Here is a 22,052-nt window from a genome sequence, read left to right on the forward strand (position 1 = left end):
GGATCGGAAAACGGAATTCGGGTGTCTGCGCCACCGCTGGCGACGCCACACAAAACGAACGAGGCAGACGGAGGGCGAAAACGATTAGCGCAGTAGGTGCGCTAGCGCTAGCGTGCATAGGGGTGCACGAGCGAGAAGGGGGAGGAAGGGGGACGTGAAAATAAACATGCCGGCGACTATAGCGACATTCGACCATTAGCGCAATTAGTGCAATTAGTGCAAATGCACCTGTGGGCGCAGCGCGCAACATGCCGCGCCCACATAAATCTTTCAAAAAAATGACATGACGCTCAGAACCAGCCGTCAGGACAACCGCTGCACCGAGCGCGCCGGATTGGCCCGTCCACGCACCGCCTGATAAGCCCAGAAAACGTAGCCCGAAAAACCATACAGCACGAACAGGCCAAACAGCATCAGCGGAGGATCGGATGACACCAGCACGAACGCCACCACTACCAGCAAAATCGCCGCGAACGGCACGCGATGCCGCACATCCAGAGCCTTGCCGCTATAAAACGGAGCGTTTGAAACCATCGTGACACCCGCGTAGATGGTCAATGCAAACGCCACCCATGGCAACCAGACCAGTTTCAGTGGCACCCGGTTATCGGTTGCGAGCCAGACAAAACCGGCAATCAGCGCAGCAGCAGCCGGGCTCGGCATGCCCTGAAAGAAACGTTTGTCGACCACGCCGATGTTCGTATTGAAGCGCGCCAGCCGTAGCGCAGCCCCCGAGCAGTAAACAAACGCTGCCAGCCAGCCCCAGCGGCCAAGATCTTTCAAAATCCACTCGTACATCACAAGCGCAGGTGCCACACCAAACGAAACCATGTCCGACAAGCTATCGAACTGCTCACCAAACGCGCTTTGGGTATTGGTCATACGTGCCACCCGGCCATCCATGCCGTCCAGCACCATGGCGACAAAAATTGCGATGGCTGCAATTTCAAAACGCACATTCATCGCCTGGACCACAGCGAAAAAACCGCAAAACAACGCCGCCGTGGTGAAGGCATTCGGCAACAGATAAATCCCGCGCTTGCGCAACATCTGCTGCCGCGCGGCGCGGCGGCTTTCTCCGCCAGGATCTTGCACCGCTGGTTTGTTGCGCCGGAAAGAACGGGGCAACGGCGCATGGCTATTGCGCGGGCGACGCGGTTTAAGTGCGGCCATCGAAACCTCCTTGTGCCGCTTTACAGTTCAGCAAGAATGGTGGACGAAGCGGAAACCTTCTCGCCAATCGACACACGTGGACGGCTGCCTACCGGCAAATACACATCGACACGCGAACCGAAACGGATAAAGCCATAACGTTGTCCGCGCGTGAGCGGTTCACCCGAGCGCACATAGCAAAGAATTCGGCGAGCGATCAGCCCAGCAATCTGCACGGAAGTTACGACAGTGCCATCCGCCATTTCGATCACAACCGCATTGCGTTCGTTTTCGAGCGAGGCTTTATCAACCGCTGCATTCAGATACGCACCCGGAAAATACTCAATCTTCGAAATCGCGCCATCCACCGGTGAGCGTTGCGAATGAACATTGAACACGTTCATGAACACGCTGATCTTGAGCGCTTCACGGTTGGCATAAGGATCGTGGGTAGTTTCGACGGCGACGATGCGGCCGTCAGCGGGGCTCAGGATGGCATTCGCCTGAGTGGGAATCGGACGCGGAGGATCACGAAAAAACTGAACGACGAACGCGAGCAGCAACCAGAACAGCCATGCCACGCCGAACCCCGCAACAGCATGAACCAGCAAGGCGATAACAGCTGCGACACCAATGAACGGCCAGCCTTCGCGCGCGATAATCGGATGAGGATAATTCATGGATAGTTTCAGTCTTTTTAAAAAACCGTAGGATAACAAAAGCCGTCCAGTGCTCAACACACATGGACGGCTTCCTTGTGTCTACCCGGCGTGGCATAACGCCACAGCGGGCACGCCACCACGACAAATACGCGTTAGTTCTTTGATTGATCGACCAGCTTGTTTTTAGCAATCCACGGCATCATTGCGCGCAGTTTTGCACCAACCTGCTCAATCTGATGCTCAGACGTGAGGCGGCGGCGCGATTGCAGCGTCGGTGCGCCAGCACGGTTTTCGAGAATGAAGCTCTTCGCGTATTCGCCTGTCTGGATGTCTTCCAGGACCTTCTTCATCGTTTTTTTGGTTTCGTCCGTGATGATGCGCGGGCCCGTCACGTATTCGCCGTATTCAGCGTTGTTCGAAATCGAGTAATTCATGTTGGCGATACCGCCTTCATAAATCAGGTCGACGATCAGCTTCAGTTCGTGCAGACACTCGAAATATGCCATTTCAGGGGCGTAACCGGCTTCCACCAGAGTTTCAAAACCCGCCTTGATGAGGTCAACCGTGCCGCCGCACAACACGGCCTGCTCACCGAACAAGTCGGTTTCGGTTTCTTCGCGGAAGTTGGTTTCGATGATGCCAGCGCGGCCACCGCCGTTTGCTGCGGCATACGACAACGCGATATCACGCGCTGCGCCCGATTTGTCCTGCGCCACCGCGATCAGGTGCGGCACGCCGCCACCTTGCGCATAAGTACCGCGCACGGTGTGGCCTGGGGCCTTCGGCGCGATCATGATGACGTCCAGATCCGCGCGTGGGATCACCTGGCCGTAATGCACGTTGAAACCATGAGCGAAAGCCAGTGCTGCGCCTTGCTTGATGCTGGCATGGACGTCGTTCTTGTAAACGTCAGCGATCTGCTCGTCAGGCAACAGCAGCATCACAACGTCCGCGCCCTTCACTGCTTCAGCCACTTCCTTGACCGGCAGGCCAGCATTTTCAGCCTTGCTCCATGAAGCACCGCCCTTGCGCAAGCCGACCGTGACGTTCACGCCGCTTTCTTTCAGGTTGAGGGCGTGGGCATGACCTTGCGAGCCATAACCGATGATCGTGACCTGCTTGCCCTTGATGAGGGAGAGATCGGCGTCCTTGTCATAGAAAACTTTCATGTACGCTCCTTCGGATAATTAAAGAAATTTAATCAAATAAATCATGCTGGGTTCATGCTGGACAACAGCATGACCACAGTGGCAACCCACTGCGGCCAGCCATTGCCTTACACCTTCAGAATGCGCTCGCCGCGCCCGATGCCTGAACTGCCCGTGCGGACAGTTTCAAGAATCGCGGTGGCCTCAAGCCCTTCAATAAACGCATCAAGCTTGTTGCTAGCCCCTGTTAGCTCAATCGTGTAGGTCTTTTCGGTGACGTCAATGATGCGGCCCCGGAAAATATCCGCCATGCGCTTCATCTCTTCACGCTCTTTGCCAATTGCCCTGACCTTAATCAGCATCAGCTCGCGTTCGGTGTGAGCGCCTTCGGTCAGATCAACCACTTTCACCACCTCAATCAGGCGGTTCAAATGTTTGGTGATCTGTTCGATCACGTCGTCCGAGCCAATTGACACGATGGTCATCCGTGACAACGAATGATCTTCGGTTGGTGCCACCGTCAAGGTTTCAATGTTGTAGCCGCGTGCCGAAAACAGCCCAACGACGCGCGACAGCGCGCCCGGCTCGTTTTCCAGCAGAACGGAAATAATGTGTCTCATGTTTCGCGTATCCCAATCCAGATGTCGATGTGCAGATGTATGCGGGCCTCGCTGCTGCGCACCTCATGCCACGGTGCGTGCAGCCAGAAACCGCGCTATAGATCTTCCGAGCCGAGCAGCATCTCGGTGATGCCCTTGCCGGCCTGAACCATCGGCCAGACGTTTTCGGTCGGATCGGTCTGGAAGTCGAGAAACACCGTGCGGTCTTTCAGACGCAGCGCTTCTTTCAGCGCCGGCTCAACATCCGCACTTTTTTCGATGCGTATTCCGACGTGGCCATACGCTTCAGCCAGCTTCACGAAATCAGGCAAGGCATCCATGTATGAATGCGAATAGCGCTTGCTGTATTCAATTTGCTGCCATTGCCGGACCATGCCGAGATAGCGGTTATTCAGCGAAATAATCTTGACTGGCGTGTCGTACTGCTTGCAGGTGGAAAGCTCCTGGATGCACATCTGGATCGAGCCTTCGCCCGTGATGCAGACCACGTCGTCGTCTGGATGAGCCATCTTCACGCCCATCGCCGCTGGCAGACCAAAGCCCATGGTTCCGAGCCCCCCTGAATTGATCCAGCGGCGCGGCTGGTCAAAACGGTAAAACTGTGCGGCCCACATCTGGTGCTGACCTACGTCCGAGCACACATACGCGTTGCCACCAGTGAGCTCCCACAGTTTTTCAACGACGTGCTGCGGCTTGATGATCTCGCTCTCGCGGTCGTACTTCAGGCAATCTTTCGCGCGCCAGACTTCGATTTCTTGCCACCACTGCGCGAGCGCTGCCGTATCCGGGCCAGACTGCGCCCCTTGCAACTGCTCGATCAGGTCTTTCAGTACTTCCTTGACGTCGCCGACAATCGGAATATCAACTTTGACGCGCTTGGAAATGGACGAGGGGTCGATATCAATATGAATAATCTTGCGCGGCCGCGATGCGAAGTGAGCCGGATCGCCAATCACACGGTCATCGAAACGCGCGCCAATCGCAATCAGCACGTCGCAGTGCTGCATCGCCATATTGGCTTCATACGTGCCATGCATGCCGAGCATGCCAAGGAATTTTTTGTCGCTTGCGCGGTAGCCGCCCAAGCCCATTAGCGTATTGGTTACCGGATAACCGAGCAGGTCAGCAAACTGGTTCAGCTCACGCGCCGCATTTGCCAGGATAATCCCGCCACCCGTGTAGATATAGGGGCGCTTTGCCGACAGCAGCAACGCCACCGCCTTGCGGATCTGCCCTGAATGGCCTTTGGTCACCGGATTGTATGAACGCAGCGAGACGCTTTTCAGTGGCTCGTATTCACACGGTGTTTTGGACACGTCTTTCGGGATATCAATCAGAACCGGGCCAGGACGGCCGGTGCGGGCGATATAAAACGCCTTTTTGACGGTAGCCGCCAGATCGCGCACATCCTTCACGAGGAAGTTGTGTTTCACGCAGGGGCGGGTAATGCCAACGGTGTCGCACTCCTGAAACGCATCCTGGCCAATCGCCGCAGTCGGCACCTGGCCGCTGATGACAACCAGTGGGATCGAATCCATATAAGCCGTGGCGATGCCCGTTACCGCGTTGGTCACACCAGGGCCGGAAGTGACGAGGCAGACGCCCACCTTGCCGGTAGAGCGCGCGTAGGCATCAGCGGCGTGAACCGCGGCCTGCTCATGACGCACGAGGATGTGCTGAAAGACGTCCTGCTTGTACAGCTCGTCGTAAATATACAGAACCGAGCCGCCAGGATAGCCCCAGACAAATTCGACTTCTTCGTCGGCAAGGGCTTTCATCAGCACCGTTGCGCCGATTGAATCCGAGGATTCAGTGGAAGCGGGAGGAGAATTGGGTAAATCGAGGGAATCTATTTCCGGCATGGAAAATTCCGCGCTAGGGGTGTTCATCTTTACCTTTCGAATTTTCGGCAAAAAATTGATTGGGTGCTCTCCACCGGACTCGTGATCCAGATTCAAGCGGCGCGTCCAGTTGAAAGGCGAGCATCTTGGGCTGCACCTCAATTGAGACAAGTCACTTATGTTGCGAACCGACGACAATATCTGCTGTAGTCCAGACGGTCAAGAAATTTTTCCGCATTGCAACAGACTGGCATTTGATTGATAGCACCTGGTCTGGCCTATAACCAGTTGGCGTAAAAATTTGTTAGCATCCGCCACCGTTTTACGGTTTCGGGATTTTGTGGGCCAGTTTTTTCGAATTTCTGCTTCGAAACCGCTTTTGCCTTGTTTACGACTGACTGACGACTTAACTACGCGCACGCTCGCTGCGCCGCCCCACTGGATGGCATCAGACCAAGAACTCGCTGATTTTCTGGCGGGCGTCGAAAGGCGCGCGTTCAAGCAGGCGGTTTATACCGTCAGAGATAACGAAGCCGCGCTCGATATCGTGCAAGACGCGATGATTAAACTCGCCGAAAAATATGGGGACCGGCCAGCCGCTGAGTTACCACCGGTATTTCAGCGTATTTTGCAAAATGCGATACACGATTATTTTCGTCGGCAGAAAGTGCGCAATACGTGGGTCAGCCTGTTTTCGTCATTCGGTCACACCGAAGATGATGAATTCGACCTGCTGGAAACCTTCGAAAGCCAGGCCGGTTCGCCAGGTGCGGAAAGCAGCGAGCAGCAACTCGAGCGCGAGCAAGTACTGCATTTGATCGACGACGAGATTCAAAAATTGCCGGCACGTCAACGGGAGGCGTTTCTCATGCGTTACTGGGAAGATATGGACGTCGCCGAGACTGCCGCAGCGATGGGCTGTTCCGAAGGCAGTGTCAAAACACACTGTTCGCGGGCCACCCACACGCTAGCGCACGCGCTCAAGGCCAAAGGAATCACGCTATGAGCCCCACTCCCGAACCCACCGAACTTGAATTCACCCGGCAGCTACGTCGCGCACTTGACGAAAGCGCCGCTAATCTCGCACCCGCCACGCTCAGCCGCCTTGCGGCAGCACGTCACCTCGCCGTGGCACAAAAAAAACCCGATGCACTACGCGCGCCGTCATACGCTCCGGTGCTCGCTGGCACAGGCGGGCTGCTCGATGCCCCTCGTCACCGCATTTCGCCGTTACGCCGCCTGGCGCTGGTATGGCCACTTGCCGCGCTCCTGCTCAGCCTGGCGGGTATCGCCTACTGGGAAGACCTGCGGCATACCTCCGAGGTGGCCGATATCGATGCCGCGATGCTGAACGATGATTTACCGCTCAAGGCCTATCTTGACCATGGCTTCAACGCCTATCTGGCGCGCCGCAATTAAGCCGGGTCAGACCTCGTTCAGCACGATACCCAGCACCAACCAAAACCAAAGGAATTTGCCAGGTGAGCTATAAGCGCGGTCTTGCCGTTGTTTTCGGATGCGCAATAGCTGCCGTCGTGGCGTTCGCTGCGACCTTCCCCCGCTTTTATCCAGCCGCGCCCGCAGTGGCACCCACGCCCTCAGCCCCGGGCACGCCCTCGCTGGCGGCTGCGCTACCCGGCTTGCCTGGCACCAGCCCGCTTTCCTGGGCTCGCCTGAGCGAGGCCGAACGTCTCGCGCTGGCACCGTTCGCCACGCAATGGGACAGCTTCAGCGCCGAGCGCAAACGCAAGTGGCTGAAGATCGCGGCACGCTATCCAAAAATGAACCCGGAGGCGCAAAAACGGCTGCATGCCCGGATGAACGAATGGATTCGCATGTCGCCCGAACAGCGCCGCATGGCCCGGGAAAATTACCAGGCTGCTAAAGAGTTGCCTCGCGCCGCCCGTCAGGACGCGTGGAAGGCCTATCAAGAACTGCCCGAAGCACAAAAAGAGCGGCTGGCCGCGCTGGAGCGCAAGCGCAAACCGACGATTGTCAGCGCTCCGCCTACCGGCAAAACAGAAATTCACGATATCGACCGTCTGGTGAATACCCATCAGCACGATCGCACCACCGCAAGCGCTTCGGCAGTAAGCCCGCTGGGCAGCAGCATGCCCGGTGCAGCCGCCGTTCCCGCTTCTGGCAACGCCGAAACACCGCCAGGCCCGCCGTTCGACCCCGCATCGCTCTTTAACCGCTCGTAAGCGCCGATGTCCACGCTTTTAGCGTCCGCTCCTGTGCCGACAGTCCGCCGGCGGCTCGCCGCGCTGCTCTACGAGGCCGTGATCCTGTTTGGTGTCGTTTTTATCGCCGGCTTTCTGTTCAGCATCCTCACCCAGCAACGCAACGGCCTAGTGCATCACAACCTGCTCGCTGGATGGATCGCCTTCGTGGTGGGACTGTATTTCGTCTGGTTCTGGTGCCACGGTGGCCAAACCCTGCCGATGAAAACCTGGCGGCTGCGTGTGGTCTGCGCCGATGGCAGCCCGCTTTCCACCGGCCGCGCCATGCTGCGCTATGGCTTTGCGTGGCTCTGGTTGTTACCGCCGCTGGCGCTGCACCCGTTGCTCGGACTGGCCTTGCCGCAAACGCTGGCGGTCAGCGCCGGGTGGTTCCTCAGTTGGGCCGCCACGGGCTGCATCGGTCCAAACAAGCAATTCCTGCATGACCGGATGGCGCGCACCCGCATCATTTTGCTAGCGCGTTAACCCCTCTCTGCCAGCACGCCACCCACCTGCTGCATCCTCTTTTCAAACCGGCTGCCTCAAGCGCTTCTGGTAAAGCCCAGTCTTCATCAGCTTATAATTAGAAGATCGTCTCAAAAAAACCCACCGCTCCGGGTGACCCGCGCAGCAACCTGCCGTGTACTTAGCCCGCGCTACCAGAACCGGATGACATGGAAGCCAAACCTCCCCGCCGCACCCGCGAACGGATTCTCGAACTCTCGCTGAAGCTATTCAATGAGATCGGCGAGCCGAACGTCACCACGACGACGATTGCCGAGGAAATGGAAATCAGCCCGGGCAATCTGTACTACCACTTCCGCAATAAAGACGACATCATCAACAGCATCTTCAGCCAGTTCGAGCAGGAGATTGAAAAGCGGCTGTGCTTCCCCGAAGGACGCCGCGCCACGATTGATGAAATGTGGTCCTACCTGCAGTACATGGTGGAGTTCACCTGGCGCTACCGTTTTCTGTACCGCGACCTGAACGATCTGCTCGCGCGCAACCGCACACTCGAAACCCATTTCAAGCAAATCATCAGCCATAAGGTGCGGTTTGCTGGCGAGTTCTGCGAGCAACTAGTCGCGGATCACGAAATGGAGGCGACGGCCGATGAGATCCGTGTGGTGGCCACCAATATCGGCGTGATCGCTACCTACTGGCTGTCCTATCAGTTCGTGATGAATCCGCGTAAATACAACGAGCCGGAAACCATTCGCTCAGAGCTGCATCAGGTGAGCGTGCAGATTATTTCGCTGATGGCACCTTATTTGCGGGGCCGCTCGCGGGAGTTATTCGACGATCTGGTATCAGGCAAGCTGCCGCGGCGTGAGTTCTACGATTACCGCACGCCGCGTGAAGGTGCCACGCCGGCTCCTGACAACAATGCACCGCACTCATGAAATCAGTTTGTGTGTATTGCGGCTCGGCCACCGGGGTGCGTCCGCTATATGCCGCAGCAGCCCGTAGTTTCAGCCAGGCGCTGGTTGAAGCAGGTATCGAACTGGTCTATGGCGGCGGCAAAGTGGGCCTGATGGGCGTGCTGGCAGACGAAGCCATGGCGCGCGGCGGACGTGTCACCGGTGTGATCCCCGAGCTCCTGCTCAGCAAGGAGGTCGGCCACACCGGGCTAACTGAGCTGCGAGTCGTGCCAGACATGCATCAGCGCAAAAAGCTGATGGCCGACCTGTCGGATGCCTTCGTAGCGATGCCAGGTGGTGTGGGCACACTCGAAGAATTGTTCGAGGTGTACACGTGGTCCCAGCTTGGCTATCACCAGAAACCTGTCGCGCTGCTGAACATCAACGGCTATTACGATCCCCTGCTGGAAATGTTGCGGCACACCGTGCGCGAAGGTTTCATGCAGCAGACCTATCTCGACATCCTGCAAGTCGATCACGACCCCCAGGCACTCATCGGCAAGCTGCTACGCTACGCGCCGCCATCCAGCGACAAATGGTCCACGCATCGCAGCGCGGTGTGACGTGGGAGGGGAAGGTAAAGCAGGTCCCGGAAAGAAGCCGGGGCTGCACATATCAAGCCCCGGCTCAACGTTTCAGAATGACGAGCCTGGCTCGCGTAGAAAAGCGATTTCTGCCTCTGTTGAGGCTCGGCCAAGCCATGCATTGCGATGAGGAAAACGGCCGAAGCGCTCGATGATTTCCGCGTGCCGCACCGCGTAGCCGTAATACCCTTCGCCGCCAGGCTCCGCGCCCAGCGGCTGGCACAGCCGTAGCGCTTCACGTTGGCTCGCCATGGTTTCGTCGTGTTCGAACGGCAGATAGGCGAACACCCGGTGATGCACCGTGGGCAAACGCTGGTCAGCACCGCTAGCCACGATGTCGCGGGCGATCTGCAGCGCTTTGGGGTCAGCGGCAAACGCAAGCGGCGTGCCGCGATGGCAATTACGCGAAAACTGGTCCAGCACGATAACCAGCGCCAGCGCGCCTAACGGCGTGGCGCACCAGTGATCCAGCGCACCCGCTCGTCCGGCCTCAAGCAGCGCCCCAAAACGCTCGCGCAGCAGCGCATCGAACGCCTCATCGTGGGCAAACCAGATCGAGCGGCTTTGACCAAACGTTGCCGACTCTGGCGCGCCGAACCAGAAATCCAGCACCGCTTTGGCTTGTGACTCAAGCGCATCGTTAGCCGCGCCAGTATTTGCCTGGTTGAATGTTTCGCTCATGCCGCCTCCGTGTGCCAGCCAGCGTCTACGTTCTGCAGCAAAAACCCGTCTTGCGTCATATCCCTCACTCCTTTCAGGTTGAGTTACCCCCCGTTGCCGCATCTGCCTTGAGAGGGCGCTTCAGGCATCGCGTAACGAACGCCACGCTGAGCGCTGCAACACATGGCGCAAGCTCAGCCAGCCCCCCAGCCCGGCGCAACCGATGCCAAGGGCGAGCCCCACTGGCAACAGCCATGGGTTGAACCCCAGATGAAAATCAAACACATACGTGGCCAGCACCCAGCCAATCGCCTGGGCTCCGAGCGCCGCCAGCAGCCCCGCCAGCGCGCCGACCGCAATAAATTCAGCGGCCTGTACCGCCCGTATCTGACGATGTGATGCGCCTAGCGCCCGCAACAACGCGGATTCACGCATACGCTCATCGCGGCTGCCCGCCAGCGCGGCATACAACACCAGCACTCCCGCCGCCAGCGTGAACGCAAACAGAAACTGCACCGCGCCAATCACCTGGCCCAGCACGCGCTGAACTTGCGCGAGGATAGGTGCGGTGTCGATAGCAGTGAGGTTCGGGTAGGTGTCGATCAAGCCGTCCATCACTGCGCGGTGCTCAGGCGGCAAATGAAACGCCGTCATGAAGGTCGCCGGAAAAGCCTCCAGCGCCGCCGGCGGCATCAGCACAAAAAAGTTGGCATTGAATGAGCCCCAGTCGAGCTTGCGCAGGCTGGTCACGGGTGCTTCCAGCATCTGCCCCGCCACATCGAAGCGAAGCTGGTCGCCAGACTTGACTTGCAGCGTCTTCGCCAACCCCTGCTCCAGTGAAATCTGCGGCTGCGGGCTCACGCCAAACCAGGTGCCCGCAACAATCCGGTTGCCGTCTGGCAAGTGGGTTGTATACGACAGGCTGAATTCCCGATCCACCAGACGGCGCGCCTGGTCGGTCTGGTAGGTGTCTGGATTCACCGTGCGGCCATTGATCGCCACCAGCCGTGCCCGCACCATCGGTGCCAGCACCACATCTGCCAAGCCATGGCCCGCGAGATAACGCGTGAGCGACTCGCGCTGATCCGGCTGGATATCAATCAAAAACTGGTTGGGGGCATCCGGTGGCGTGGACTGACGCCAGCCCGCGATCAAATCATTACGTGTCATGGCAATCAGCAGCAGGCACATCAAACCAATGCCAAGCGCGGTGATTTGCAGCGCGCTCGTGCCACGCCGCCGCTCCAGCGATGCCAGCGCATAGCGCCAGCCAAAGCCGGCACGCAGCCGGGGATGACGCACCAGCCGCGCGGCAAGCCACAACGCCAGTTGTGCCACGCCAGCGAACAGCAACAGCCCAGCGGCAAAGCCACCCGCGACGATACCGCCCAGCTTGAGCTCGCCAGCCGCCACCACCAGCAACGCGGCAAACAACACGATGCCAAGCCCATAGGCAAACCAGGCCGTCCGCCCCGCTTCGCCCCATTCGCGGCGCAACACCCGTAACGGCGAGACGCGGGTCAGTGGCAACAACGGCGGCAACGCGAAACCCAGCAACAGCACCAAGCCCGTGGCCATGCCTTCCAGCGCGGGCCAGATCCGTGGCGCCGGCAGGGCAACATCAATCAGACTTCCTAGCCATTGCAACAGCGCCAGATGCCCGGCAAAACCCAGCGCCACACCGGCCAGCCCGCCTAACACACCAAGCGCGAGAAATTCGAGGGTAAACAGCAGACGTAACGTGACCTGACTGATGCCAAGACAGCGCATCGCGGCGCAGCCATCCAGATGACGACGCATGTAACGATGAGCCGCCATCGCAATCGCCACCGACGCCAGCAAGGCCGTGAGCAACGCCACCAGCGTGAGAAAGTGGCCGGCGCGCTCGAGTGTTTGACGCACTTGCGGCTGGCCGTCCTGCAGCGACTCCAGCACCACACCGCGCAACTTGCCGCCATCCACCTGCGCATGGGCCCAGGCGGAAAACGCGGCGACCTGCGGCTCGGCACCGGCCACCAGCAAGCGGTAAGTGACCCGGCTGCCGTAGGTGATGAGCCCCGTCGACGGCAAATCGTCAGCGTTCAGCATCAGGCGCGGCGAGAAATTGACGAAGGCGAAGCCCCGGTCGAGCTCGCGGGTGATGAGCGCGCTAATCACCAGGCTGCGCTGACCGACTTGCACGGTGTCGCCAACACGCAGCTTCAACGCATCGAGCAAGGCCGGATCGGCCCAGGCGGTGCCCGGAGCGGGAATCCCGCTGGCGGGATGATCGGCGAGATTCGGACCTGTAGCCACGCGCAGCGCGCCGCGCAGCGGATACGCCGATGACACCGCCTTGAGCGCCGCCAACCGGGTAATCAGCTGCGGTTGCGCTGCGGCGATCGCATCGGACGTGAAGGTGATCGGAGAAGGTACCGCTGCGTGCTCCAGCCTCTGTGCTGGCTGCGGTTCACGCGTCACAGCCGGAAGCGAGGCCCGCACCATGCTGGGGAAAATCGCAGTGGTCGCGGTGTTTAACCCTAGCGCCTGGGCCTGCGCGCTAAATTCAGCGGGAACCGGATGATCGGCCCGCACGATGAAATCAGCGCCGATCATTTGCCGCGCATCGCGCTCAAGCCCCTGGCGCAGCCGGTCAGCGAGAAACCCCACACTGGATAGCGCCGCCACGGCCAACACTAGCGCCAGCAGCAACATGGTTAATTCGCCTGCGCGCCAGTCTCGCGCTGTCATGCGTGCGGCTTGCCGCAGCAGATCGGACACACCAAACCGGGATACCCGGGACACCTGTTTTGCAGCGTGCAAATCGTTCAAATCGCTCAATCGTGCCTACTCCTGACCAGCCGCGACACCATATGGGTCGCCATTCCGCGAAAGCCGCCCTGCACCTGACGCCACAAACGCGGTAAAGCCCACGCCGCCAGCAGCAAAAAGCCCCCAGCAACACCAGAAACAACATCGGTACAAACAGCGCCAGCAACAGCCCGCCGAACACTAAACCGTCTTCGGTAGCCGACGTCACGATGTTCGACACCGGCTCAGGCGATAGATTGATCAGCGCCCGTGTTCCAGCTTTTGCCAGATGCGCGGTGCCTGCGAGCGTGCCGCCCGCCAGCGCGGCAATGGTCAGCAGCGCCGGATCGGCATTACCCAGCGCGCCCACGGCCAGCAGCGCGCCAGCGGGAATGCGGATAAACGTATGAATTGCGTCCCAGAAAGAATCGAACGCGGGGATTTTGTCGGCGAGAAATTCAGCGAGGCTTAGGACCGCTGCCACGCCGATCACCCAGGGAGAACCGAGCACCGACAAGGTTTCGGGCAGATGAATCAACCCTGTGCGCTCGAAAATACCTGCCAGCAGCACCGTCAGATAAAGACGCAAACCGCTGCCCCAGGAAAGACCCGCTGCAAGAGAAATGGGTTCGAGCATGACCACCTCCAGGCGCGCTGCGTTGAGCTTGGCTCACTTAAAGCGGTTTGGCTAACGTTTGGCTAACAGGGACATTGCGCTGTTGCACCAAAGCGAAACCGCGCCGGATACGGCGCGGGGCTATTTCAGGCGGCATTCGGTTTTCATTATAGACACGGCTGGCGGAAGGCCAGCCGTGGTTTGAAGCGCTGTTTGTCACACTTGATGAGCGGTTTAATGCCCACTGGAAAGCTTGAGCCCGATCAGCCCGATGACGATCAGCGCGGCGCTGGCAACACGTGCCACAGTCAGTGCTTCGCCCATCACAACAATGCCGAAGATAAACGCGCCGACCGCGCCAATCCCTGTCCAGACCGCGTAAGCCGTGCCCAGTGGCAATTGCCGCATCGCCATCGCCAGCAGCACGAAGCTGCCAAGCGCGGTGACCAGCGTGAATACCGAGGGCCACAACCGGGTAAAGCCTTCAGAGGTTTTCAGACCTACGGCCCACGCCACTTCCAGCAGGCCAGCGATAAACAGAAGAAGCCATGACATGAGGGCACTCCATGCGTCAGATGGGGTCGTCCCCGTAAAAATGAAAACGCCAGGTCGTCCTGGCGAGGCGCAATCATAGCAAAGCCACAAGCAGCAGCAGCCTTCAGCCGCCTCCTGAAGCGGGGTCCTCAGGCACGACTTCAGGCGCTCGCTCAGACACCCCCTCAAGCATCCCCGAAAGCCGGTAGCCCACACCGGTTTCCGTGACGATGTGTTCGGGCTGGGCGGGATCACGCTCCAGTTTTTGCCGCAGATGCGCCATGTAAATCCGCAGATAGTGGTAGCTCTCGACATGCGATGGCCCCCACACCTCGCGCAGCAATTGCCGGTGCGTCAGAACCCGGCCGGCATGGCGCACCAGCAGCGACAGCAGCCGGTATTCCAGTGGCGTCAGATGCACCACCGCGCCCGCACGTGTCACCTGACGGCGCGCCTGATCCACGACGATGGCCCCGAACTGCACCTGCGGGGTGTCGTTCGCGCCGCCCGCCCGCTTGCGCCGCAACTGCACGCGTATCCGCGCCAGCAACTCCGACACGCCGAAGGGCTTGGTCAGGTAATCATCAGCACCAGCGTCCAGCGCCGCGACTTTCTCGCTTTCCTGGGTGCGTGCCGACAGCACGATGACCGGCAGATCGCTCCAGCCGCGTAACGCGCGGATCACGTCGAGCCCATCGGTATCGGGCAAGCCCAAATCAACAATCACCAGATCGGGCTTGCGCGTGGCCGCTTCGATCAGGCCTTGTTTGCCGGTCTGCGCCTCGTGCACCACCATGCCCTCGCCCTCCAGCGACACCCGGACAAAGCGGCGAATCTGCTTTTCGTCTTCGATCAGGACAATCGTGAGATGGGGTTCGCTCATGACAAGGGTTCTTCTTCGAGTGTTTCGGGAACGGCAGGCGGTGGCTCGACCGGCAGCGTAAACCAGAAGCGTGCGCCTTCTATCTCGCCTTGCGCCGAACGCCGGTTAAACGCTCCGATCGTGCCGCCATGGGCTTCGACAATCGCGCGGCAAATCGCCAGCCCGAGGCCGATGCCGGGTTGCGCGGGTTCTTTCTCGCCTCGGGTGAATTTTTCGAAGATGCGCACTTCCATGCCGCCAGGCAAACCCCGGCCCGTGTCATCCACCGTGACGCGCACATAGGGCTGGCCGTCCTCCTCAACCAACTGCGCGCCAATGCTCAGCGGGGCATCGGGTGGGGTGTATTTGGCGGCATTTTCAAACAGGTTGGAAAACAGCCGCTCCATCAACACGGCATCCAGTTGCAGCAACGGCAAACCTACTGGCAATTGCACCTGCACCGGATGCCGGGCCAGCATGCGGTGGCACGCACGCAACGCCGCGCCGACGGTTTCTTCAAGCAGCGACCATTGACGGTTCAGCCGCAGCCCGCTCGCCTCAAGCCGCGCCATATCGAGCAGATTCGTCACGATCCCAGTCATGCGCAGCGCTTCTTCCTGAATCGCTTCGACCATTTCGCCATCTGGCGGCGCGCACGGATGGGCCGCGTGGGCTCGCGCCAGCATCGACGAAAACCCCACGATGGTGGTCAACGGGGTGCGCAGATCGTGTGAAATCGCTGAGAGCAGCGCATTGCGTAGACGCTCGGACTCCATGTTGACGAGTGCGTCCCGGGCGATATCGACGTAATGCACGCGCTCCAGCGCTAGCGCGATCTGCGCAGCGAACGCATCGAGCATGCGGCGCTGTTCGGGCGATTCCAGCGCCTGGCTGACGTGCATTTTCAGCGCCAGCACGCCCCGGGTGCGCATCGGCGCTTTCAGCGGCAAATACAGCGCACTGGCTGCGGGCAACGTATCGGTGCCGCAGCCTGCGGGCTTTTGCTGGTCATACACCCATTGCGCGACATCAAGGTCCAGGCCGCTGCCGCTCAAGATGCGGGTTTCATCCGGTCCATCAAGCTTTTGCTGCACTCGGTCAGCGCTATCGGGCAACAGCAGCGCGACCCGCGCGCCGAACACCTCGCTCACATGACGGCAACCGATTTCGAGGATCTGCTCCGCGCTAAGCGCAGCGGCCAGTTCACCCGCCATCGCGTACATCACGCCGGTGCGCTGCTCGCGGCGGCGCGCCATACTGGCCTCGCGCCGCAGGCTGGAGGTGAGATGACTGATGACGAGCGCGCTCAGCAGCATGCCGAAAAAGGTCAGCAGATATTGCGTATCGGAAACCGACAGCGACATGCGTGGCGGCACAAAGAAAAAATCGAAGGCCGCCACGCTCAGGAACGACAGCGCCACGGCGGGCCCACGTCCCAGCTTCACCGCGACAAGAATCACGCCCAGCAGGTACAGCATCACCAGGTTGGTGAGTTCGATGTAGTTGTTCAACTGGCTGGCGACGAGCGTAATCGCGGCGCAAAGACCTAACGCCCACGCATAAGCACGTGGCGGCGAGCGGCGCTCGCGGGCCGCTGCGAGCGCTTCGCGCCAAGCCTGCGCACCCGCTTCAAGCGCGCTGCGAGACGCGTTGCCGTCATCGCCGTGCTGCGCCGCGATGTTGATCAGCGTCAGGCCCAGTTCGGCGGCGCGTTGCGCCAGACGCTCGCCCAGCGGACGCCGCAGCCAGCGCCACAGCCCTGTGCGCAACGAAACGCCCGCCACCAGCCGGGAGACGTTGCGCACCCGGGCATAGCCGAGCAGTGTCGTGAGCACTTCGGTACTGGCGAGGGTCGCAGTTTCCGCGCCAAGATCCGCGGCCAGCCGTAACGCGCTGAGCGTGTAATCGCGGCGAGCAGCGGGCAAGCGCTGCACACGCGGCGTTTCGACGTGCACCGCGAGCCAGTCCGCTTTCAGGCTAGCCGCTAGCCGCGCCGCCGCGCGCACCAGCGCCTGCGCCTCGGGCCCAGGCCCAACGCAGACCAGCAACCGTTCGCGCGCCTGCCACAGTTGCGAGATTGAGCGGTCCGCGCGGTACTCGCTCATCTGCGCATCCACCCGGTCTGCAGTGCGGCGCAGCGCCAGCTCCCGCAGCGCGATCAGGTTGCCCTTGCGGAAAAAATTGCGCACCGCCCGCTCGGCCTGCTGTGGCAGATACACCTTGCCGTCGCGCAGACGCTCCAGCAGTTCTTCCGCGGGCAGATCGACCAGAGTGACTTCATCAGCCTCGTCAAACACGCGGTCCGGCACCGTCTCCCAGACGCGGATGCCGGTGATCTGCCCGACGATGTCATTCAAGCTTTCGAGGTGCTGGACATTGACAGTCGTATAAACGTCAATGCCCGCATCCAGCAGTTCGTGCACGTCCTGCCAGCGCTTCAGATGCCGCGCGCCCGGCACGTTCGAATGCGCCAGCTCATCGACGGCGATGAGTTGCGGTGCGCGTGCGAGCGCGGCATCGAGATCGAACTCGCCTAACGAGCGCTCGCGGTAAGTGAAATGCGCAAGCGGCAACACCTCCAGACCATCGAGCAGCGCAGCGGTTTCGCTACGGCCGTGGGTTTCGGCCACGCCGATCACCACGTCGAGACCATCGTCCTGAAGACGCCGCGTGGCTTGCAGCATCGCGCAGGTTTTGCCGACGCCAGCGGACGCGCCAAAGAAAATCTTCAACCGGCCGCGCTGGCGTTTGGCTTCGTCGCGTTGCAGTTTGTCGAGCAGGGCGTCGGGATCAGGTCGAGTCATGGGAAGGGATGGGTAGATTGATCGCTAGCTAGTCAGTCAAACGGGCGGGCAGTCAGGCGGCATGAAGCTGTGTGCCAACCGCTGTTGCGCACATGGTGACACGCGCGCAGCGCGGGTAGGTGTGCGTCCATGTGGGTGGTGCTAATGAGGCGATGCAGTGACCCAGTAACAGCGACAGGCATAAATCACATCTGGCAGTCACGTTATGCGCTTCAGTTTGAAATGGAACCTTTATGCCTGCCCAGTTACAGAAAAGAACACCGGAATCGTTTTAGCTTTCCTCTGCATTTCGGGCGCTGCCGCTAACCAGCGCGATATCCGTATTCCGGGTTAATTGAGGTTTTTAAACGCTCCATGAGTTCTTTAGCTATAGGCGCATCTGTGCCTAGTTCTTCTACCGCTTTTCTGCCGCCTGAAGCGGCATTTCCTCTGGCACACCTCGGGGCGGCTTCTGAGCACAGTACTCCGCCAGACTCTCCACGGCATCCCCCCGTTATCTGGTTGAGCAAGAAGATCGAAGCCAGCCTGTTTTCTGCCAGCATCGGGCCGGGAAAACCGGTCAATACTGCCGGGGATATCTATCTGGCCGATTTTCTGCGCTATCCAGCGCTTTCGTACCCCACGCCATTAAGCGAGCAACTTACTCAGCACAACCTTGCAAATGCCATCGCGCTCATTGAAGCCGGTGCCGACCCGATGACCGTGAACGACCGGGACCAGACGGTGCTGCATCTTGCCGTGCTACATCGTGGCCAGGATCTGAAATTGATCGGCTGGCTGGTGTCCCGTTGCCCAGCCCTGGTGAACCGGCCTGACCACCACAACCAGCGTCCGCTGCATTACGCCGCCCGCCAGCAAAATGTGTACCTGTGCTGGAAGCTGTTGTATCTGCACGCAGATCCAACGTTAAAAGATTTCCAGGGCAACACCGCGCTCAATTACGCCAAAATTGCTGCAAACCATGAGACACAAAAGAAATTGATCCTTTTGCTGGAAAACTCCGAAACGATTTACGCCAGCAAAACAGCCGCACAAAAGGCGCTGACGGCGCGAGCGCAGCAACACGGTTAAGCGGCGTATCGCGCTCGCCAGGGAAAGCCCTTCAGCAAAAATCACAAAGCCGATTGATCCGCTCAAAACAAACCATGACCGGACCACGGCAGGGAACTCGAACAACGCTTCAGTTACCCGGAAAATATTTAATTTCATTTCAGAGGTTTTTTTATGTATGGCCGTTACCCCATTGGTAGATCGCTAACGGCACATTTACCCACCTTGGCCGCCGCCCTCAGCCCTAGCGCTGCATCGCGGCATCCAGCGCCAGATTCAGCTGCAGCACATTCACCACCGGCTCTCCCAGCACACCGAACTGACGTCCACGGGTTGCCTGCTGCACCAACGTTTCCACCGTCGCCTCTGTCATCCCGCGTGCCTGCGCAACTCGCGCAACCTGATATGCCGCCGCAGCCGGGCTGATCGACGGGTCCAGCCCGCTTGCCGAAGCCGTAACCAGATCCACCGGAACGGGCTGCGAAACATCCGTGCCAGCCGCTTTTAATGCTTCGATCCGCCCTTTGATCGCCTGCATCAGCGCCGGGTTAAGTGGCCCGAGGTTCGAGCCGCCTGAACCCTGTGCGTTATAGGGCATCGGGCTAGTGGCCGAAGGGCGGCCCCAGAAATACTGCGGCGCATCGAACGGCTGGCCGATCAGCGCCGAGCCCACCACCTTGTCGTTGTGCTCCAGCAGACTGCCATTCGCCTGAGCAGCAAACACCGTCTTCCCCAGCAAGGTCATCGCGGCGGGGTAAGCCAGGCCTGTCACCGCACTCAACACGGCAAAAATCACCAGCAGCGGACGAAGTACCGATTTCATGATTTGCGTTTCCATTAACAAGGTGTGTCATGGGCCGTCGTCAGCCCGGATTTCAGTGTCTGCTCTATCTCTATGTGACCTTGGGTGACCGTAAGCGGCGTCGAGCAACCTCAAGTGATGTCGCCGCTCAAACCCAGCCCAGCCCCACTAGCACCAGATCCACCAGCTTGATCCCGATGAACGGCACCACCAGCCCGCCCAACCCGTACACCAGCAAATTGCGCCGCAGCAGCCGGGCTGCGCCCAGCGGCCGGTAGCGCACGCCTTTTAACGCCAGTGGAATCAGCAGCACGATAATCAGCGCGTTGAAAATCACCGCCGACAAAATCGCCGATGCGGGTGTCGCCAGATGCATCACGTTGAGCGCGTTTAGCTGCGGGTAAGTCGCGGCGAACGCAGCCGGAATCACCGCAAAATATTTGGCGACATCGTTAGCAATCGAAAACGTCGTGAGCGAGCCGCGTGTCATCAGCATCTGCTTGCCGATCTCGACGATCTCGATCAGCTTGGTCGGATTCGAATCCAGGTCGACCATGTTGCCCGCTTCACGCGCGGCCTGGGTGCCGGTATTCATCGCCACCGCGACATCGGCCTGGGCGAGCGCCGGGGCGTCGTTGGTGCCGTCGCCGGTCATCGCTACCAGGCGGCCCGCCGCCTGGTGCGCGCGAATCGTCGCCAGTTTGGCTTCCGGGGTCGCTTCCGCCAGAAAATCGTCCACCCCGGCCTCCGCTGCAATAGCAGCGGCAGTCAGGCGGTTATCGCCAGTCACCATGATGGTTTTGATCCCCATCTGGCGCAGTTCCGCAAAACGTTCGCGGATGCCGCCTTTCACCACGTCTTTCAGCTCGATCACGCCCAGCACCTGAGCAGCCGCGCCGTGTTTCTCCGCCACCACCAGCGGCGTGCTGCCACGGCGCGCAATCGCGCTCACGGCCTCGCTCACTTCGGCGGGAAAGCGCCCGCCATGGGTTTCGACGTACTGCTTCACCGCGTCCGCCGCACCCTTGCGAATTTCACGGCCAGGCAAATCGACGCCGCTCATCCGTGACTGCGCACTAAACGCGAGGAACGTTGCTTCCAGGCTCGCCATATCGCGTTGCCGCAGATCAAAACGCTGCTTGGCCAGCACCACGATGCTGCGGCCTTCCGGGGTTTCGTCCGCGAGCGACGAAAGTTGCGCGGCATCGGCCAGCGTGGTTTCAGAGACTCCCGGCGCGGACACAAAGGCGCTCGCCTGACGGTTGCCCAGCGTGATCGTGCCGGTCTTGTCGAGCAGCAACACATCGACGTCGCCAGCCGCTTCGACGGCGCGGCCCGAGGTCGCAATTACGTTGGCCTGCATCATGCGGCTCATTCCCGCCACGCCAATCGCCGACAGCAAGCCGCCAATGGTGGTCGGAATCAGGCACACCAGCAGCGCCACCAGCGCGGTAATCGTGACCACGTGACCCGCCCCTGCGGCCTGCACCGCGAACATCGAGAACGGCAGCAGCGTGGCCGTGGCCAGCAGTAGCACAACGCTCAACGCCACCAGCAGGATCGTCAGCGCGATCTCGTTGGGCGTTTTCTGCCGCTTCGCGCCTTCGACCATCGCAATCATCCGGTCGAGAAACGCCTCTCCGGGGTTCGCTGTGACCCGCACGACAAGCCAGTCCGATAGCAAGCGGGTGCCACCGGTCACCGACGAAAAATCGCCGCCCGATTCGCGGATCACTGGTGCTGATTCGCCGGTAATCGCGGATTCATCGACCGAGGCGACTCCTTCTATCACCTCACCGTCAGCAGGAATCGTGTCGCCGGTTTCGATTAGCACGATGTCGCCCCGGCGCAGATCCGAAGCGGCCATCACACGCACGGCCGCTTTGGCTTCTGGCGCGCTGAGTTTTTTCGCCATGACATCTTTTTTGGCACTGCGCAGCGACGCCGCCTGCGCCTTGGAGCGCCCTTCAGCAAGCGCTTCGGCAAAGTTGGCGAAGTACACCGTGAACCAGAGCCAGAGCGTTACGACGAGAATGAATCCCGCAGGTGCTTCGGCCTGGCCTGCCAGCGCGGCGCACCACAAAACCGTAGTAAGCACGCTGCCGGCATACACGCAGAACATCACCGGGTTGCGCAACTGCGTGCGCGGCGTGAGCTTTTTAAAGGCATCCACAAGCGCCGGACGCATCAGCGCCAGGTCGAACATCTGTGGCTTGGCGGTGGAATCTGTCATGTTTCGAATCCTGGGATGGAGAGAGGCCCGGTCGTGTCTGGGTGTCAT

The 22,052-nt window shown here is 60.1% G+C and carries 18 protein-coding genes and 2 pseudogenes; 7 read left to right on the plus strand and 13 right to left on the minus strand.

Annotated features, from left to right (window positions below; all coding sequences use genetic code 11):
- Positions 1 to 303: 303 nt before the first annotated feature.
- The 5 genes from pssA to GH656_RS16515 all read right to left on the minus strand — a co-directional run bounded on the left by pssA (position 304) and on the right by GH656_RS16515 (position 5,471).
- Positions 304 to 1,173 carry a CDP-diacylglycerol--serine O-phosphatidyltransferase gene (gene pssA / locus GH656_RS16495; protein WP_153077119.1) on the minus strand — a complete coding sequence of 290 codons (870 nt, stop codon included), beginning with the start codon at positions 1,171 to 1,173 and terminating at the stop codon, positions 304 to 306.
- Positions 1,174 to 1,193: 20 nt separating this feature from the next.
- Positions 1,194 to 1,832, minus strand: coding sequence for a phosphatidylserine decarboxylase (locus GH656_RS16500; RefSeq protein WP_153077120.1), 639 nt, complete (start codon positions 1,830 to 1,832; stop codon positions 1,194 to 1,196).
- A gap of 134 nt (positions 1,833 to 1,966) precedes the next feature.
- The gene (ilvC, locus tag GH656_RS16505) at positions 1,967 to 2,983 is read right to left on the minus strand and encodes a ketol-acid reductoisomerase (RefSeq protein WP_153077121.1); all 1,017 of its coding nucleotides are present in this window, start codon (positions 2,981 to 2,983) and stop codon (positions 1,967 to 1,969) included.
- Between the two features lie 107 nt (positions 2,984 to 3,090).
- Positions 3,091 to 3,582, minus strand: a complete 492-nt coding sequence (gene ilvN, locus GH656_RS16510; protein ID WP_153077122.1) for an acetolactate synthase small subunit — start codon at positions 3,580 to 3,582, stop codon at positions 3,091 to 3,093.
- Between the two features lie 95 nt (positions 3,583 to 3,677).
- Positions 3,678 to 5,471, minus strand: a complete 1,794-nt coding sequence (locus tag GH656_RS16515) for an acetolactate synthase 3 catalytic subunit (protein ID WP_153077123.1) — start codon at positions 5,469 to 5,471, stop codon at positions 3,678 to 3,680.
- Between the two features lie 394 nt (positions 5,472 to 5,865).
- Between GH656_RS16515 and GH656_RS16520 the strand changes: the two genes are divergently transcribed.
- The 6 genes from GH656_RS16520 (at position 5,866) to GH656_RS16545 (ending at position 9,632) form a co-directional block, all read left to right on the plus strand.
- Positions 5,866 to 6,429 (plus strand): RNA polymerase sigma factor, encoded by a 564-nt coding sequence (locus tag GH656_RS16520; protein WP_153077124.1) that lies wholly within the window; start codon positions 5,866 to 5,868, stop codon positions 6,427 to 6,429.
- Positions 6,426 to 6,842 (plus strand): DUF3619 family protein, encoded by a 417-nt coding sequence (locus GH656_RS16525; RefSeq protein WP_153077125.1) that lies wholly within the window; start codon positions 6,426 to 6,428, stop codon positions 6,840 to 6,842. The genes GH656_RS16520 and GH656_RS16525 overlap by 4 nt, the downstream gene beginning before the upstream one ends.
- A 62-nt stretch (positions 6,843 to 6,904) precedes the next feature.
- A complete protein-coding gene (locus GH656_RS16530; protein ID WP_153077126.1) occupies positions 6,905 to 7,627 on the plus strand; it encodes a DUF3106 domain-containing protein in 723 nt (240 codons plus the stop codon).
- Between the two features lie 6 nt (positions 7,628 to 7,633).
- On the plus strand, positions 7,634 to 8,131 hold the full coding sequence (locus tag GH656_RS16535; RefSeq protein ID WP_153077127.1) for an RDD family protein: 498 nt from the start codon (positions 7,634 to 7,636) through the stop codon (positions 8,129 to 8,131).
- Between the two features lie 188 nt (positions 8,132 to 8,319).
- Positions 8,320 to 9,051, plus strand: a complete 732-nt coding sequence (locus tag GH656_RS16540) for a TetR/AcrR family transcriptional regulator (RefSeq protein WP_153077128.1) — start codon at positions 8,320 to 8,322, stop codon at positions 9,049 to 9,051.
- Positions 9,048 to 9,632 carry an LOG family protein gene (locus tag GH656_RS16545; RefSeq protein WP_153077129.1) on the plus strand — a complete coding sequence of 195 codons (585 nt, stop codon included), beginning with the start codon at positions 9,048 to 9,050 and terminating at the stop codon, positions 9,630 to 9,632. Before GH656_RS16540 ends, GH656_RS16545 begins: the two co-directional genes overlap by 4 nt.
- Positions 9,633 to 9,704: 72 nt before the next feature.
- On the opposite strand, the gene GH656_RS16550 is transcribed toward GH656_RS16545, so the two are convergent.
- From GH656_RS16550 to GH656_RS16575, 6 genes and pseudogenes are all read right to left on the minus strand, one after another.
- Entirely contained in the window at positions 9,705 to 10,334 is a 630-nt protein-coding gene (locus GH656_RS16550; RefSeq protein ID WP_153077130.1) for a DUF924 family protein, read from the minus strand.
- 120 nt (positions 10,335 to 10,454) lie between these two features.
- Positions 10,455 to 13,043, minus strand: a complete 2,589-nt coding sequence (locus GH656_RS16555) for an ABC transporter permease (RefSeq protein ID WP_153077379.1) — start codon at positions 13,041 to 13,043, stop codon at positions 10,455 to 10,457.
- 86 nt (positions 13,044 to 13,129) lie between these two features.
- Positions 13,130 to 13,740, minus strand: a pseudogene (locus GH656_RS16560) (DUF4126 domain-containing protein).
- A 213-nt stretch (positions 13,741 to 13,953) separates the two neighbouring features.
- On the minus strand, positions 13,954 to 14,274 hold the full coding sequence (sugE, locus tag GH656_RS16565) for a quaternary ammonium compound efflux SMR transporter SugE (protein ID WP_153077131.1): 321 nt from the start codon (positions 14,272 to 14,274) through the stop codon (positions 13,954 to 13,956).
- A 172-nt stretch (positions 14,275 to 14,446) separates the two neighbouring features.
- Positions 14,447 to 15,136: pseudogene (gene kdpE / locus GH656_RS16570) on the minus strand (two-component system response regulator KdpE); the annotation flags it as partial.
- A complete protein-coding gene (locus tag GH656_RS16575; RefSeq protein ID WP_153077133.1) occupies positions 15,133 to 17,919 on the minus strand; it encodes a sensor histidine kinase in 2,787 nt (928 codons plus the stop codon). The pseudogene kdpE and the gene GH656_RS16575, both read right to left, overlap by 4 nt.
- Positions 17,920 to 18,300: 381 nt before the next feature.
- Between GH656_RS16575 and GH656_RS16580 the strand changes: the two genes are divergently transcribed.
- Positions 18,301 to 18,990: an ankyrin repeat domain-containing protein gene (locus GH656_RS16580; RefSeq protein WP_174769810.1), complete on the plus strand. Its 690-nt coding sequence runs from the start codon at positions 18,301 to 18,303 to the stop codon at positions 18,988 to 18,990.
- Between the two features lie 223 nt (positions 18,991 to 19,213).
- On the opposite strand, the gene kdpC is transcribed toward GH656_RS16580, so the two are convergent.
- Together kdpC and kdpB are read right to left on the minus strand one after the other, a co-directional pair.
- Complete coding sequence (kdpC, locus tag GH656_RS16585) at positions 19,214 to 19,792, minus strand: potassium-transporting ATPase subunit KdpC (RefSeq protein ID WP_153077135.1); 579 nt, start codon at positions 19,790 to 19,792, stop codon at positions 19,214 to 19,216.
- Positions 19,793 to 19,919: 127 nt separating this feature from the next.
- Positions 19,920 to 22,004 (minus strand): potassium-transporting ATPase subunit KdpB, encoded by a 2,085-nt coding sequence (kdpB, locus tag GH656_RS16590; RefSeq protein WP_425495887.1) that lies wholly within the window; start codon positions 22,002 to 22,004, stop codon positions 19,920 to 19,922.
- Positions 22,005 to 22,052: the final 48 nt, after the last annotated feature.

Source organism: Paraburkholderia bonniea (assembly GCF_009455625.1).
GTDB lineage: Bacteria > Pseudomonadota > Gammaproteobacteria > Burkholderiales > Burkholderiaceae > Paraburkholderia > Paraburkholderia bonniea.

Bases quoted from the DNA above. Each gene is read 5' to 3' on its own strand.
- kdpB (WP_425495887.1), bottom strand. From the start codon at position 22,004: ATGACAGATTCCACCGCCAAGCCACAGATGTTCGACCTGGCGCTGATG.
- GH656_RS16540 (WP_153077128.1), top strand. From the start codon at position 8,320: ATGGAAGCCAAACCTCCCCGCCGCACCCGCGAACGGATTCTCGAACTC.
- ilvN (WP_153077122.1), bottom strand. From the start codon at position 3,582: ATGAGACACATTATTTCCGTTCTGCTGGAAAACGAGCCGGGCGCGCTG.
- GH656_RS16500 (WP_153077120.1), bottom strand. From the start codon at position 1,832: ATGAATTATCCTCATCCGATTATCGCGCGCGAAGGCTGGCCGTTCATT.
- GH656_RS16555 (WP_153077379.1), bottom strand. From the start codon at position 13,043: ATGACAGCGCGAGACTGGCGCGCAGGCGAATTAACCATGTTGCTGCTG.
- ilvC (WP_153077121.1), bottom strand. From the start codon at position 2,983: ATGAAAGTTTTCTATGACAAGGACGCCGATCTCTCCCTCATCAAGGGC.
- pssA (WP_153077119.1), bottom strand. From the start codon at position 1,173: ATGGCCGCACTTAAACCGCGTCGCCCGCGCAATAGCCATGCGCCGTTG.
- GH656_RS16535 (WP_153077127.1), top strand. From the start codon at position 7,634: ATGTCCACGCTTTTAGCGTCCGCTCCTGTGCCGACAGTCCGCCGGCGG.
- GH656_RS16575 (WP_153077133.1), bottom strand. From the start codon at position 17,919: ATGACTCGACCTGATCCCGACGCCCTGCTCGACAAACTGCAACGCGAC.
- kdpC (WP_153077135.1), bottom strand. From the start codon at position 19,792: ATGAAATCGGTACTTCGTCCGCTGCTGGTGATTTTTGCCGTGTTGAGT.
- GH656_RS16545 (WP_153077129.1), top strand. From the start codon at position 9,048: ATGAAATCAGTTTGTGTGTATTGCGGCTCGGCCACCGGGGTGCGTCCG.
- GH656_RS16520 (WP_153077124.1), top strand. From the start codon at position 5,866: ATGGCATCAGACCAAGAACTCGCTGATTTTCTGGCGGGCGTCGAAAGG.
- GH656_RS16515 (WP_153077123.1), bottom strand. From the start codon at position 5,471: ATGAACACCCCTAGCGCGGAATTTTCCATGCCGGAAATAGATTCCCTC.
- GH656_RS16525 (WP_153077125.1), top strand. From the start codon at position 6,426: ATGAGCCCCACTCCCGAACCCACCGAACTTGAATTCACCCGGCAGCTA.
- GH656_RS16550 (WP_153077130.1), bottom strand. From the start codon at position 10,334: ATGAGCGAAACATTCAACCAGGCAAATACTGGCGCGGCTAACGATGCG.
- sugE (WP_153077131.1), bottom strand. From the start codon at position 14,274: ATGTCATGGCTTCTTCTGTTTATCGCTGGCCTGCTGGAAGTGGCGTGG.